The sequence below is a fragment of the Methanosarcina mazei S-6 genome, from assembly GCF_000970205.1.
Lineage (GTDB): Archaea > Halobacteriota > Methanosarcinia > Methanosarcinales > Methanosarcinaceae > Methanosarcina > Methanosarcina mazei.
Genome location: NZ_CP009512.1, coordinates 3,163,715 through 3,176,730, shown reverse-complemented (window position 1 = coordinate 3,176,730; position 13,016 = coordinate 3,163,715). Strand labels below are relative to the sequence as shown.

Sequence of the window (13,016 nt, the reverse complement as noted above, 5' to 3'; positions counted from 1 at the left end):
GGGAACAGGAAATGGTTAAGGAGATTGCAAGAACAATAGAGATTCCTGAAGGAGTTTCCGTCTCTCTCTCTCAGGATGTTTTTACTGCGAAGGGTCCCAAAGGAACTGTCGAAAGAACGTTCTGGTACCCCGGAATCAAGATCGAAGTAAGGGAAGGCGAAGTGGTCGTTGACGCTGAATCCTCAAGGAAAGAGCAGAAAGCGATGGTAGGAACTTTTGCTTCCCATCTCAAGAACCTGATCATAGGCGTAAGTGAAGGCTTTGAGTGCAAGATGAACATTGTGTACGCTCACTTCCCCATGCAGGTAAAGGTTGAAGGCAAAACCCTGGTTATCGGGAACTTCCTTGGAGAAAAGAAGCCAAGAATTGCAAAAATCCTTGGTGAGACAAAAGTAAAGGTAAGCGGGAACGAAATTGTTGTTTCCGGTATCAACAAGGAAGATGTTGGGCAGACTGCCGCAAACATAGAACAGAAGACCAAGATTAAGAGGTTCGATCCAAGGATCTTCCAGGATGGAATCTACATAGTGCAGAAGGCCTGAGGTGGTTATGATGGCAGAAGACAATAAAGTTGAAGGTACCACGGTCTCCCTTGATATGGATCCTGAATCCAGGCGTTTGTTCAATGTGAGAAAGGTTCTTAAAGGAAAGAAACCCCAGTTCAAGAGAACCTGCAGCCACAAATTCAAAAAACTTGACGACAACTGGAGGCGCCCCAGAGGTTCTCAGGGTAAGCAGCGCAGAAAGTATGCTGCAAAAGGAGCTCTTGCCCAGGTAGGGTACGGAAGCCCGGCAGCGGTAAAGGGCCTGCACCCCTCGGGTTATTCTGATGTTCTTATTTCCAGCATTGCAGAGCTTGAGCTTGTTGACCCGTCTTTCGAAGCAATAAGAATTGCAGGAAAGATCGGTGCAAAAAAGAAAGCTCTCATTATTGCAAAAGCCGAAGAAGCCGGGATTAAAGTCCTGAACCCTGGAAGGAGTGAGTAAGATGTCAGACCTGGCCAACCAGAGAAGACTGGCTTCCAAAGTTCTTGAGTGCGGGCTTGACAGAGTATGGCTTAATCCTGAAGCTTCCGAAGAAATCGCTTCCGCAATTACAAGAGAAGACATCCGCGGACTCATTGAGAAAGGCGTCATTAAAGCAAAGCCTGTAAAAGGGGTCAGCAGAGGCAGAGCCAGAGCTCTTGCTGCCAAGCGTAAGTATGGGCACTGCAAGGGGCATGGTTCCAGAAAGGGTAAGAAAGGAGCCCGTACACCAAAGAAGGAACAGTGGATGAAAAAGATCCGGGCTCTTAGAAGAAGACTCAAGGAGCTGCGCGCAGACGGAGCACTTGATAAGTCAGTGTACTGCAGACTCTATAGAAAGGCAAAAGGCGGAGAATACAGAAGCGTTTCTCACCTGAACTCCCACCTTGAGTCCGAAAAACTGTTACAGAAATAACCTGGAGGAGCTGAAAATGGCAACAGGACCAAGATATAAGGTTCCTTTTAGAAGAAGAAGAGAAGGACGCACCAATTACCACCTCCGCCTTAAATTACTACTCTCAGGGCAGGACCGTGTGGTTGTCAGAAAGAGTGCAAGAAACGTTCAGATCCAGTTACTAGCTCCGACCCCTGAAGGGGACATAACATATTCCTCAGCCGTTTCAAGTGAACTTGCAAAGTACGGTTACACAGGAGCTACCGGAAACACAACGGCTGCATACCTTACAGGGCTCTTATTCGGGCTGAAGAGTTTGCAGAAGGGCTATGAAGGAGGCATTCTGGACATAGGTCTCCAGGCTTCCTCTGCAGGTTCAAGAGTTTACGCCGCCCTTAAAGGGATCGTAGATTCTGGCTTTGAAATTCCATGCAGTTCCGACGTGTTCCCCTCTGACGAGAGGATCCGCGGAGAGCACATAGCCGAATACAGAGAAGAGAGCTCAGACCTGCCAGAGCAGTTTGAAGCAACCAAAGAGAAAATCTTTGCTGAATTTAGTTAAGGTGATTAAATGGCATTCGATCAAGATTGGGTCCCGAAAACCAGGCTTGGAAAATTAGTCGTTGAAGGACAGGTTGCTTCCATGGACGAAGCAATCAAATCAGGCCTGCCTATTAGAGAACCCCAGATAATTGATATGCTGCTTCCTGACCTGGAAGATGAGGTGCTTGACATTAACATGGTCCAGAGGATGACTGACTCAGGACGCCGTGTGAAGTTCAGAGCAACCGTAATCGTAGGAAACAGAAACGGCTATGTAGGGCTCGGACAGGCAAAAGACGTACAGGTCGGGCCTGCTATCCGCAAGGCAATCGACGCTGCAAAGCTCAATATTACCTATATCCGCAGAGGCTGCGGTTCCTGGGAATGCGCCTGCGGACTGCCGCACACTGTACCTTACGAGGTCACAGGAAAGGCAGGCAGTGTAAGCGTAACCCTCATCCCTGCCCCAAGAGGTCTCGGGATTGCTGCAGGGAACACTGCAACCAAAGTGCTTGAAAAAGCCGGCATTAAAGACGTATGGACCAAGACCTTCGGAACTACCAGGTCTACCCTCAACTTCGCAAAGGCTACATATGATGCCCTCAATCAGGTCAATGTCGTAAGACTGCCTGTGTACTACGGTAAGGAGGAAATCTGAGATGTATGCAGTTGTGAGACTGAGAGGTCAGGTCAACGTTCGCTATACCATTGAGGATACTATGAAGATGCTCCGCCTGCACAAAGTTAACCACTGTGTGTTCTTGCCGGAGAATCCTCACTACAAGGGCATGGTCCAGAAAGTAAAGGACTACGTTGCATACGGAAAGATTGATGCAAAGACTCTTGCAGAAGTCCTTGAAAACCGTGGAAGGCTTGAAGGCGACGCTCGCCTTACAGAAGAATACATCCGTGAAAACACGGACTATGATTCCATAAAGGCCTTCGCAGAAGCAGTTGTCGAGGGAAAAGCTTCCCTTAAGGACGTCCCCAAACTGAAACCTGTATTCAGGCTTCACCCGCCCAGAAAAGGGCATGCAGGGATTAAGAGGACAGTCCAGCAGGGCGGCGTACTCGGAAACCACGAAGAAAATATCAACGTGCTCCTGCACAAGATGAGATAAGGTGGTTTAAATGGATATTAAGAAGTTCAGAGGGTCCAGGACCTGCGGAGGCGGGACCCATAAAAACAGGCGTGGAGCCGGAAACCGCGGAGGCCGTGGAAAAGCCGGTGGCTGCAAACACCACTTCGTAAGAGCTATGATGCGTGGATACAGCTACGGAAAGCACGGTTTCAAGCGCCCTGTTGAAGTTTCAAAGGACATTTCAATAGTAAATGTTGGAGAACTTGACGAACTTGCTCCCTATCTTGTTGAAGAAGGGCTTGCAGAAGTTAAGGATGGAGCATACCACATTAACCTTGAAAACCTCGGAATCGAGAAGGTCCTTGGAAGCGGACGTGTCACAAAGAACCTTGTGGTCACTTCAGAGGAGTTTTCCGCGTCTGCCCGCGAAAAAATCGAAAATGCTGGCGGAAGCTGCATCGATGCAGAATAAGTAGTGTCATCTCGACCCTACTTATTTCATTCTTTTAGTAACTTTTTATATTAGGTGTGCTATATACCATTATTTTACGGTAAAAGCATAATCTAATATTTAAAATAGTAAAAAAATTTATGTTTTGAATGGTGTAATCGATGACTCTCAGGGATACCTTAGAACCGTTTTTTAATAAGTTACCTGCAGTAGCAAGTCCGGAAAAACATGTCCACTTTAAAGATAAACTCTGGTGGACTCTGGGAATTCTGGTGCTGTATTTTGCTCTTGCAAATGTGCCGCTCTTCGGAATGTCTCAGGATTCTATTGACCTTTTTGAATCTTATCGTGCCTTCTTTGCCGGGGCTTCGGGAACTTTAGTTCTCCTTGGTATAGGTCCAATTGTTACGGCTTCCATTGTCCTGCAGCTTCTTGTCGGGGCAGACATTATCAAACTGGACCTTTCGGACCCCAGAGATCAGTCATTCTTCCAGGGATCTCAGAAGTTCCTTGTCTTTGTTATGATTATTCTGGAAGCTCTTCCACAGCTTCTTGGTGGATACATCCAGCCGGATCCGGGGCTTGCTTCTACTCTTGGTGTAGGCCTGGGAGTGATCACTTTACTGCTCCTTGTCCAGATCTTTATTGGAGGCGTGCTGGTTCTTTTCATGGACGAAGTGGTCTCCAAATGGGGTATCGGTTCAGGAGTCGGGCTTTTCATAGTTGCGGGAATCTCTCAGCAGATCGTTACAGGGATATTTAACTGGGAAATGGAAAACGGGCTCCCTGTAGGTCTTATTCCCAAATGGATTTACATAGCCCAGAATACCGATGCAGGCTACCTCTTATCCGGTGAAGGCCTTTTATTCATGCTGGTCAGTGGAGGCATTCTTGCTCTCCTGAGTACGATTGCTATCTTCCTGCTCGTGGTGTATGTGGAGAGTACAAGAATAGAAATCCCTCTCGCTCACAGTGCAGTTAGAGGAGCAAGGGGCCGCTTCCCGGTCAAACTTATTTACGCATCAGTCCTGCCAATGATCCTTGTCAGGGCTCTTCAGGCTAACATCCAGATGGTAGGGATTATTCTTTCCGGCAGAGGGATTACTTTCCTCGGAGAATTCAGCGGCTCAACCCCATTGAACGGGATCATGTATTATCTGTCTCCTATAAACAGCCCATATGACTGGATCCCGTCCCTGGTACAGCAATCATTTGCAAGCTATGGGGCAACCGCTCCGGCTATGTGGCAGATCGCACTGCATGTCTTTATAGATGCCACGTTTCTGATTGCAGGAGGTATTATCTTTGCCCTCTTCTGGATAGAGACTACAGGCATGGGTGCTAAACAGACAGCTCAGAAGATCTTCAACTCAGGTATGCAGATTCCTGGTTTCAGGCGGAACATCAGCAGTATTGAAAAAGTCATGCAGCGTTATATCCCAAAGGTTACCGTTATAGGCGGGGCTTTTATAGGATTACTGACCCTGATTGCGAGCCTGCTCGGTACTCTTGGAAGTGCTGGAGGTACGGGGCTTTTGCTGACTGTAAGTATTGTGTACCGTCTGTATGAGGATATAGCTTCCGAGCAGATGATGGAGATGCACCCGATGATTCGTTCTTTCTTTGGGGAGCAATGAAACTTTATAACTTTTTATTGCAGGGCTAACTGAAAAAGATAGATGATTAAGGGAAAACAATCAAATAAAAGGATGCAAAAAGGGGATCTTCGATGAATATAATACTCTTCGGGCCCCCGGGTGCCGGCAAAGGTACCCAGGCCAAAAAACTGGTTGACTTCTACGGAATTCCGCAGATTTCCACAGGAGATATCCTGCGGGCAAATGTTAGAGAAGGAACGGAACTGGGACTTGCAGCCAAGGCATACATGGACAAAGGAGAACTTGTCCCTGATAACGTACTTATAGGCATTATCAAAAACCGCCTTAATGAGGAAGACTGCAAAAAAGGCTTCATTCTTGACGGATACCCGAGAACTGTCCCTCAGGCTGACGCCCTGGAAACAATCCTTGATGAAATTGACAAGCCCATCGATGTCGTCCTCAACCTTGAGGTTCCTGATGAAGTGCTTGTGGAAAGGATAAGCGGGCGCCTTATGTGCAAATGTGGGGCAAGCTACCACACAATTGCCAACCCACCAAAGAAGGACAATATCTGCGATATCTGCGGCGGCGAAGTCTACCAGAGGGACGACGACAAAGCAGAGGCTGTCCAGAACCGTCTGGACGTTTACAAGAAGCAGACCCAGCCTCTTATCAATTATTATGAAGAAAAGGGCATTCTTGTCACACTTGACGGCACAAAGGACATAAATGTGGTCTTTGAGGATATAAAAGCAGTTCTGGCAAAATTTGCCTGAATTTCTTTTCCTCTTATTTTTGTTTTTGTTTTTCTGTTTGTTTATTCTTGCTTTCCTTTTTGTTTTTGTTTCTGTTTTTGTTTTTGGTTTTTTACTCCTTGATTGAATTCTCTTAAGGTAAAAGCTTAAATAATTTCTCATATATTACCATATATTCTCATACACATGATTACGGAGTATACATGACTGATGTTGTAATAATCCTTGGCAGCAAATCCGATAAAGAAGTAGCAAGAAAGGCAACCGAAGTCTTTGACAGGTTTGGTATTGAATATACCATCACTGTTGCATCCGCACACAGGACCCCTGCGAGGCTTGCTGAAATAATTGAAACTGCGCATAAAACCGACGTAAAGGCATTTATTGCTATTGCCGGGCTCTCAGCCCATCTTCCAGGAGTTGTGGCTTCAAGCACTATAAAACCTGTAATCGGAGTCCCTGTAAACTCAGCACTTGATGGGATTGACGCCCTCCTGTCTATTGCCCAGATGCCTACGGGAATTCCGGTTGCCTGTGTGGGAATCGGAAGAGGGGATAATGCTGCAATTCTTGCCGTTCAGCTGCTGGCAGTGGAAAACGGGGAGCTTGCGGAAAAGCTTTCGAATTATCGAAAAGAGCTTGTCGAGATGATTGAGAAGGACGCAGAAAGCTTGATGGACGAGCTTGTCACTGCAGGCAGGGCAGCAAGCTAATCCTCTCTTCAGGACAGCAAGCTGATCCTCTCTTCAGGACAGCAAGCTGATCCTCTCTTCAGGGCAGCAAGCTGATAATCTATTACAGAGGCTGAATTGATAGGTAACAGGAAAGATCGGGAAGCAAGCTGTTTTTCTGTAACAGGGGCTGACTCGAGGTTAGAAAGATAAAGCTGTTCAGTTTTCCTTTGAAGAATTCTGCAGCTCTATTCTCCAGCCTTTTTTCTTTCAGCTCGTTATTTTTCAGCAACAGTTATTTAATTTTAGATCCCATACTATTTTGACTACTCATTACTTCCAATAATCAATTCATTGTTGAATACCGTTCTTTAGAACCTCATTAAATGCCTGAACAGTCTTTCACAGTTGATTCTTTGCACGACACAGTGATTAAATTTTAAATATTATGTGACTGCTTATTTCACTAGGAAGCTTTTGCTGGAGAATCTGAATTAATATGACTGAAAAATTGACAGACGAATTGATAAAGTGGGTCATCAGCGTTGACCGCCGCCTGATACTGATGGAATCCATGAAAAGGCATACTGCAGTAAGGGCTTCGGATATCGCCCATGAAACAAACAGGTCCACGCAGAATATTAGCCGCGCTTTGAAAGAGCTTGAAGATAAAGGTTTAATCGAATGCCTGACCCCTGAAAAAACGACCTGGAAAAAATACATGCTTACGGATAATGGAAAAAAGGTTCTGGAAAAACTGGAGGGAAAATATCTTTAACTCCGGTCATGAGCTTCTTATCTAATTACTTTTTTCTTCTTACTCTTTTTTTCTTACTCTTTTCCTTCTTACTCTTTTCCTTCTTACTCTTTTCCTTCTTACTCTTTTTCTTTCATCATGGATTCCTGAATGTCTCCGGAAATTTCCATTCGGTTCATGATATTATTCTGTTTTTGACAGTTTCGGAGAGTTTGCATCCCTTTGTTTTCAGCTTTCCTCTACAAGCCTGATATATCCCTCTACGAGGTCAACATTTGCCCTGACTACGGACCTTTTAAACTCATTAAGGTCTTTTGTGGTTCCTTCAAGGGTGTCAGCGCATCCCTGGCCTGTAACCACACTCCCGTCAGGTACCACTTTGCCCGAAGAAATATTTACTCCGCGGACTACGGACCTGTGGAGGACAAGAGTATCTTTCCCTATATTGCAGTCAAACACCACTGCTCCAAACCCTATAAAGCAGTTTTCTTCTATCCTGCAGGGCCCGTGTACAATGCACCCGTGGGCAAGAGATGTATTTTTGCCTATGTGGACTTCTGAGTGTGAGAGGGAATGGACAACAACATTGTCCTGTACATTGCTGCCGCTCTGAACTGTTATGGATGACCCGGGCTCATCTGCCCTGAGAACCGCGTTTGGGCCTACGAACACATCATCTGCAATACTCACATTTCCGATTATTACTGCAGTTTCTGATATCCATGCCCTTTTACTGACTTTCGGGTGCTGTTTATGGGGGTTTGGAAGGTGCATTTCTAAACTCCTTTTTGATACCTGAAAGCGCTTTCTAGCGGATCATTTCTATAAATCTGCTATGGTTCTCCCAGGTCAGGCTCCATGTCCTGTATCTCGATTCTTTTTATGATAAATTATGATAACTTATTTAAAGCTATGTTTTGGTCTTAATTTTTAAAAAATTATTCAGGAATTTTTTGGAAACCGGAAAAGGAATACAATTTCTCAGATAATGTCAGAAACAATGTTCGCATAAGAAACAGGAATAAAAGGCATTTGCAGCATGAACCTGATATAATATTTCCGAATAGTATAACTTATATATACATCGAAACTTATTAACAGAAAACCCTGTATGATGTCTTAAATAGCTCATTCATCATGAGCTGACTCATTGAGCAATTTATGCGCCGGATTATGGCTGGTTTACGGCTAATTTAATCACTTCGGGCTTATTGTTATCAAATCATTTTCGGGATTTATTCGTTCAAGCTCATCCGGTAATACTCTCCCGCTTGAAACAATTTAAATTAAATCTATCGAACCTTAATGGTGAGGACAACTTGGTTACAGAGACATTAAAAAAGCAAATTGACCGTTTCCTTCTGGCTTTCGGTTTTTCCCTTATGTTCGGGATAATGCTCCTTGGGCAGGAATTCAGGCAGGCTGTAGGAGAAGCAGTAGGGATCTTTATGGACCCCGTTCTCATGCTGGTCGGGGAGCAGAACTTCCATCTGATCCTTTTAGTCATGGCTGCCATCACTGCCATTTATGCATCCCTTATCCAGAAATATACCATGGACTGGGACCTGATGAGGAATACTCAGGAGCGCATGAAGGTTTTCCAGAAAGAGTTCCGGGAGGCACAGCTTTCTCAGAATACATATATGCTGAAAAAACTTGAAGACCAGCGTAAAGAGATGATGGAAGACCAGATGAAGATGTCCAAGCAGCAGTTCAAGCCCATGGCTTATATAAGTATTATCTCCCTGCCTCTCTTCATGTGGGCTTATTATTTCATCAGCGGGCACGAAGCGGCTACCATGGTCTTTCCTTTCTGGGGTGAGCAGCTTCTAACCACTTCAGCTATTGGTCCTTTCCAGCACTGGATCTACTGGTACTTCATCTCCTCTCTTGGAGTCAGCCAGCTTGTCAGGAAAGCCCTTAATATCGGTGGGGTCTGATGCAGATCACAGTGAGCGGGCTTCCAGGAAGCGGCACTTCCACTCTCTCAAAGCTCCTTGCTGAGTGTTATGACCTCGAGCTGATTTCTTCGGGGGAAATTTTCCGAAGAATGGCTAGAGAAAGAGGGATGAGCCTGGCTGAGTTCGGAGCCCTGGCTGAGAGAGACCCTTCCATTGACCTTGATATTGACAAAAACCAGAAAGCTATTATTCACAGCCGGGAGAATATTATTCTTGAAAGTCGGCTTGCAGGCCATATGGCTCAGGGAAGATCTGATGTGATTAAAATCTGGATAAAAGCCCCCCTGTTGACCAGGGTAAAGCGTATCCAGAGGCGCGAGAAAACGATCTCATTTGATGAAGAACTGAAAAAAACGGTTGAAAGGGAACGGTCCGAAACCCTCCGGTATAAGAATTATTATGGGATTGATATTACTGACCTGTCTATTTATGATATTGTCATTGATTCTGAAAAATGGAACCAGTACCAGACTCTTGATATCCTGAGGGTCGCTATTGACGCTCTTGTCGGGCCTGAGTGACTTTCACCGGCCCCAGAGGGAGTTTAAACAGGTTTTACATCAGCGCGGGTTTTTATCTTCCGAACACGGATATTATCTTGTGTGAACAGGGGGACATCCGTTATTCTGAAGCCTTATAAACACATACTGGTCACAGATCGCTAATTGAATATACCATACCCAGGAGTTTAAAATTACCATGTCATCCGCCGGCAAACTGCCATCAGAAGTTGAAAGAACCCTTGTCCGGAAGTCCGGCGCCTGGACAAATCCAGCCTACGGCTGTCCTCCGGAAAAGCGCCCCATCCATGAATATATTGAGAAGGGAGTTGTGAATATTGACAAGCCCAGAGGACCTACAAGCCATGAAGTTGCAGCCTGGGTAAAAGCCATCCTTGGCGTACACACGGCAGGACACGCAGGCTCTCTTGACCCTAAGGTTACAGGTCTTCTGCCAACACTGCTCGGAAAAGCTACCCTTGCCGTGCCAGCCCTGCGCCTCTCGGGAAAAGAGTACATCTGCCATTTGAAGCTTCACAGGGCTATGCCCCAGAAGCTGGTCCGCCAGGTATGTGAGGAGTTTACTGGCCCTATTTACCAGATGCCCCCTATCAAGTCCGCTGTTAAGCGCGTTATAAGGGTAAGGACAATCTACTATCTGGAAGTGCTTGAGATCGAGGGTACGTCTGTGCTCTTCCGTGTTGGGTGTGAAGCAGGGACTTATATCCGGAAACTCTGCCACGATATAGGGCTCGCTCTGGGCTGCGGCGGACATATGCAGGGGCTCCGCAGGACCAAAGCAGGTCCGTTTACGGAAAAGACGCTTATTACCCTCCACGAACTGAAGGATGCTTATGTTTTCTGGAAGGAAGACGGGGACGAGTCTGAATTGAGAAGGGTTATAAGGCCGATGGAATCCGCCGTATCCCACCTCCCCAAAATTATCCTGCGGGACAGTGCAGTGGATGCTATCTGTTCAGGAGCTTCCCTGGCAGTCCCTGGTATTACAGGTCTCGACTCTAATCTGGCTGAAGGAGAACTCACAGGGCTATTTACTTTAAAAGGGGAACTTGTTGCTCTTGCAAAGGCTAAAATGACCACTGAGGAGATCCTCAAAGCCTCTGCGGGTATTGCAGCTTCTCCCATCCGTGTACTTATGGAAGCAGGAACTTATCCAAGAGGCTGGACTAAAAAAGAAGAAAAGGTACAGTTCTGACCTTTCAAATTTCTCAATATCTCTTTTAAAGTTCTCTCTTCTTTCTTTCTCATTCTTTCCTAGAATAAGATTTATATATCACTATTCCGTTATGGTATAAGTCGTGCCATACGCTCTGTGCCGAGGTAGTCTAGTGGTAGGGCGCAAGCCTGGAAAGCTTGTGGGGCTTAGCCCCTCGGGAGTTCGAATCTCCCCCTCGGCGTCATGTTTTCTTATTTTGATATCACATAAAATTTTTCAGAATTTCTTTAGATATTTTCTGTATCACTTCAATTATTTTCTACATTTATTCCTGCGTTAATTTGTCTCCCATACCAGCTTTTTATCCTGACGGCATTCGCTTTTAGGGGGGGATAAACGCAGATATCCTTATATACTGGCAGCTGCATGTAAAGGAACTCATCAGTATATGCTGTAAAGAAGCTCCTATGAGAGCTGCTCCTGAATTACTCGCGTATTCTTAATGGGTATTCGGTCAGGGGCTACAGGATGCTGCATGCACTCCAATGGAGGAAGTATATGGCAGAAGAAAATAACAACGAAGAACTAAGGCATCTTGTTCGGATTATGAATACCGACCTGAAGGGGGCAAAGCCCGTAGAGTATGCTCTTACAGGTCTTCCCGGAATCGGGAGACGCACTGCAATCCTTATTGCTAAGGGCGCAGGTGTTGACCCCACTGCTACACTTGGATACCTTCCGGACGAGGAAGTAGCCAAACTCGACGCTGCAATCGGAAAATTCGAAGAGATTGTCCCTAGCTGGATGCTTAACAGGCAGAAAGACCTCACCACCGGACAGGACAAGCACCTGCTCGGAACAGACATCCTGCTGACATTCAGGGAAGATATTAACAACCTGAAGAAGGTCCGTGCTTACAGAGGACTCAGGCACGAGAGAGGCCTTAAGGTCAGAGGGCAGAGGACAAAATCCACAGGCCGCCGCGGGTCAACTGTCGGTGTGAGCAGGAAGAAGTAATTTTTCGGTTGGTGATTTGAAATGGCATATCCAGGTAAAAAAAGTAAAAGTTACGAGACTCCTAGGCACCCCTGGCAGGAAGCCAGGATGGCTGCTGAAGTCCAGCTCGTGAAGGCATACGGCCTCAGAAACAAAAAGGAAGTCTGGAAAGCAGCAAGTATGCTCAGGATGTACAGGTCCGAAGCAAGGAAACTTCTTGCACAGGTAGCTTCCGGAGGACAGGAAGGGGAACTTGAGGGGCACTACGCAACCCAGTCCGAAGAAATTCTTTCCAAGCTCATCCGCTATGGCATTATAAAAGCTGACGCCAACGTTGACGATATTCTCTCTTTAAAGACCGAAAACATCCTTGAAAGGAGGCTCCAGACCCAGGTTCTCCGCCTCGGGCTTGCAAGGACTGTTATTCAGGCACGCCAGTTCATTACCCATGGCCACATTGCAATTAACGGCAGAAAAGCTACAATTCCGGGAATGCTGGTCTCAAAAGAAGACGAGATGCATATAGGATACTATGGAAGTTCTCCTCTTATGAGTGAGTCCCACTCTGAAAGGCCTGTCCAGGTCGCATCCTTCCTTGCAGACAGTGCAACAACCCTTAAGGCTGCTGCCGAGGCGAAGCAGGCAAGAGAAAGACCTCCTGAGAGAGGCGGCGGCAGGAAGAAGAGAGGCGGGAGGAGATAAACATGGCAGATATGAAATGGGCTGTAGCTCACATCAAATCCTCATTTAATAACACAATTATTACAGTAACAGATATCACCGGGGCTGAAACTATTGCCAAGTCCTCTGGTGGTATGGTGGTAAAGGCTGCCAGGGATGAAAGCTCTCCTTACACTGCCATGCAGATGGCAGGCCAGCTTGCTGACCAGCTCAGGGACAAGGGCATTAACGGGATCCACATCCGTGTGAGAGCTCCCGGAGGAAACAAGCAGAGAAGCCCTGGACCCGGCGCACAGGCTGCAATCAGAGCTTTTGCAAGAGCAGGAATCCGTATTGGCAGGATCGAGGACGTGACTCCTGTCCCGCACGACGGAACCCGTCCAAAAGGCGGAAGGCGTGTATAATAAAAATTGTTCAGAGA

General features: G+C 46.3%; 18 protein-coding genes and 1 tRNA gene. 18 read left to right on the top strand and 1 reads right to left on the bottom strand.

Annotated features, from left to right (window positions below; genetic code table 11):
• Nucleotides 1–11 precede the first annotated feature (11 nt).
• From MSMAS_RS13555 to MSMAS_RS13505, 11 genes are all read left to right on the top strand, one after another.
• Entirely contained in the window at nt 12–542 is a 531-nt protein-coding gene (locus MSMAS_RS13555; protein ID WP_011034071.1) for a 50S ribosomal protein L6, read from the top strand.
• A gap of 10 nt (nt 543–552) precedes the next feature.
• The gene (locus MSMAS_RS13550) at nt 553–987 is read left to right on the top strand and encodes a 50S ribosomal protein L32e (RefSeq protein ID WP_011034072.1); all 435 of its coding nucleotides are present in this window, start codon (nt 553–555) and stop codon (nt 985–987) included.
• Between the two features lies 1 nt (nt 988).
• Nucleotides 989–1,441: a 50S ribosomal protein L19e gene (locus MSMAS_RS13545; protein ID WP_048038487.1), complete on the top strand. Its 453-nt coding sequence runs from the start codon at nt 989–991 to the stop codon at nt 1,439–1,441.
• Nucleotides 1,442–1,457: 16 nt separating this feature from the next.
• The gene (locus tag MSMAS_RS13540) at nt 1,458–1,982 is read left to right on the top strand and encodes a 50S ribosomal protein L18 (protein WP_011034074.1); all 525 of its coding nucleotides are present in this window, start codon (nt 1,458–1,460) and stop codon (nt 1,980–1,982) included.
• 9 nt (nt 1,983–1,991) lie between these two features.
• A complete protein-coding gene (locus MSMAS_RS13535; protein WP_011034075.1) occupies nt 1,992–2,621 on the top strand; it encodes a 30S ribosomal protein S5 in 630 nt (209 codons plus the stop codon).
• A 1-nt stretch (nt 2,622) separates the two neighbouring features.
• Entirely contained in the window at nt 2,623–3,084 is a 462-nt protein-coding gene (locus tag MSMAS_RS13530; RefSeq protein ID WP_011034076.1) for a 50S ribosomal protein L30, read from the top strand.
• A gap of 10 nt (nt 3,085–3,094) precedes the next feature.
• Nucleotides 3,095–3,517 (top strand): uL15m family ribosomal protein, encoded by a 423-nt coding sequence (locus MSMAS_RS13525; RefSeq protein WP_011034077.1) that lies wholly within the window; start codon nt 3,095–3,097, stop codon nt 3,515–3,517.
• A 140-nt stretch (nt 3,518–3,657) separates the two neighbouring features.
• Complete coding sequence (gene secY / locus MSMAS_RS13520) at nt 3,658–5,133, top strand: preprotein translocase subunit SecY (RefSeq protein ID WP_011034078.1); 1,476 nt, start codon at nt 3,658–3,660, stop codon at nt 5,131–5,133.
• A gap of 92 nt (nt 5,134–5,225) precedes the next feature.
• A complete protein-coding gene (locus tag MSMAS_RS13515) occupies nt 5,226–5,873 on the top strand; it encodes an adenylate kinase (protein WP_011034079.1) in 648 nt (215 codons plus the stop codon).
• Nucleotides 5,874–6,055: 182 nt separating this feature from the next.
• Nucleotides 6,056–6,565: a 5-(carboxyamino)imidazole ribonucleotide mutase gene (purE, locus tag MSMAS_RS13510; protein WP_015412336.1), complete on the top strand. Its 510-nt coding sequence runs from the start codon at nt 6,056–6,058 to the stop codon at nt 6,563–6,565.
• Nucleotides 6,566–7,022: 457 nt separating this feature from the next.
• Nucleotides 7,023–7,301 (top strand): winged helix-turn-helix domain-containing protein, encoded by a 279-nt coding sequence (locus MSMAS_RS13505; protein ID WP_011034081.1) that lies wholly within the window; start codon nt 7,023–7,025, stop codon nt 7,299–7,301.
• A gap of 207 nt (nt 7,302–7,508) precedes the next feature.
• Here MSMAS_RS13505 and MSMAS_RS13500 read toward each other — a convergent pair whose 3' ends face one another.
• Nucleotides 7,509–8,054, bottom strand: coding sequence for an LbetaH domain-containing protein (locus MSMAS_RS13500; RefSeq protein WP_048037816.1), 546 nt, complete (start codon nt 8,052–8,054; stop codon nt 7,509–7,511).
• A gap of 545 nt (nt 8,055–8,599) precedes the next feature.
• On the opposite strand from MSMAS_RS13500, the gene MSMAS_RS13495 reads away from it, so the two are divergent.
• The 7 genes from MSMAS_RS13495 to MSMAS_RS13465 all read left to right on the top strand — a co-directional run bounded on the left by MSMAS_RS13495 (nt 8,600) and on the right by MSMAS_RS13465 (nt 12,999).
• The gene (locus MSMAS_RS13495; RefSeq protein ID WP_011034083.1) at nt 8,600–9,220 is read left to right on the top strand and encodes a DUF106 domain-containing protein; all 621 of its coding nucleotides are present in this window, start codon (nt 8,600–8,602) and stop codon (nt 9,218–9,220) included.
• Nucleotides 9,220–9,762 carry a (d)CMP kinase gene (gene cmk / locus MSMAS_RS13490; protein ID WP_015412339.1) on the top strand — a complete coding sequence of 181 codons (543 nt, stop codon included), beginning with the start codon at nt 9,220–9,222 and terminating at the stop codon, nt 9,760–9,762. Before MSMAS_RS13495 ends, cmk begins: the two co-directional genes overlap by 1 nt.
• A gap of 178 nt (nt 9,763–9,940) precedes the next feature.
• Nucleotides 9,941–10,957: an RNA-guided pseudouridylation complex pseudouridine synthase subunit Cbf5 gene (locus MSMAS_RS13485; protein ID WP_015412340.1), complete on the top strand. Its 1,017-nt coding sequence runs from the start codon at nt 9,941–9,943 to the stop codon at nt 10,955–10,957.
• A 119-nt stretch (nt 10,958–11,076) separates the two neighbouring features.
• A tRNA-Ser gene (locus tag MSMAS_RS13480) sits at nt 11,077–11,159 on the top strand.
• Nucleotides 11,160–11,446: 287 nt separating this feature from the next.
• Nucleotides 11,447–11,935, top strand: a complete 489-nt coding sequence (locus MSMAS_RS13475) for a 30S ribosomal protein S13 (protein ID WP_011034086.1) — start codon at nt 11,447–11,449, stop codon at nt 11,933–11,935.
• Between the two features lie 21 nt (nt 11,936–11,956).
• On the top strand, nt 11,957–12,616 hold the full coding sequence (locus MSMAS_RS13470) for a 30S ribosomal protein S4 (RefSeq protein WP_011034087.1): 660 nt from the start codon (nt 11,957–11,959) through the stop codon (nt 12,614–12,616).
• Between the two features lie 2 nt (nt 12,617–12,618).
• Complete coding sequence (locus MSMAS_RS13465; protein ID WP_011034088.1) at nt 12,619–12,999, top strand: 30S ribosomal protein S11; 381 nt, start codon at nt 12,619–12,621, stop codon at nt 12,997–12,999.
• Nucleotides 13,000–13,016: the final 17 nt, after the last annotated feature.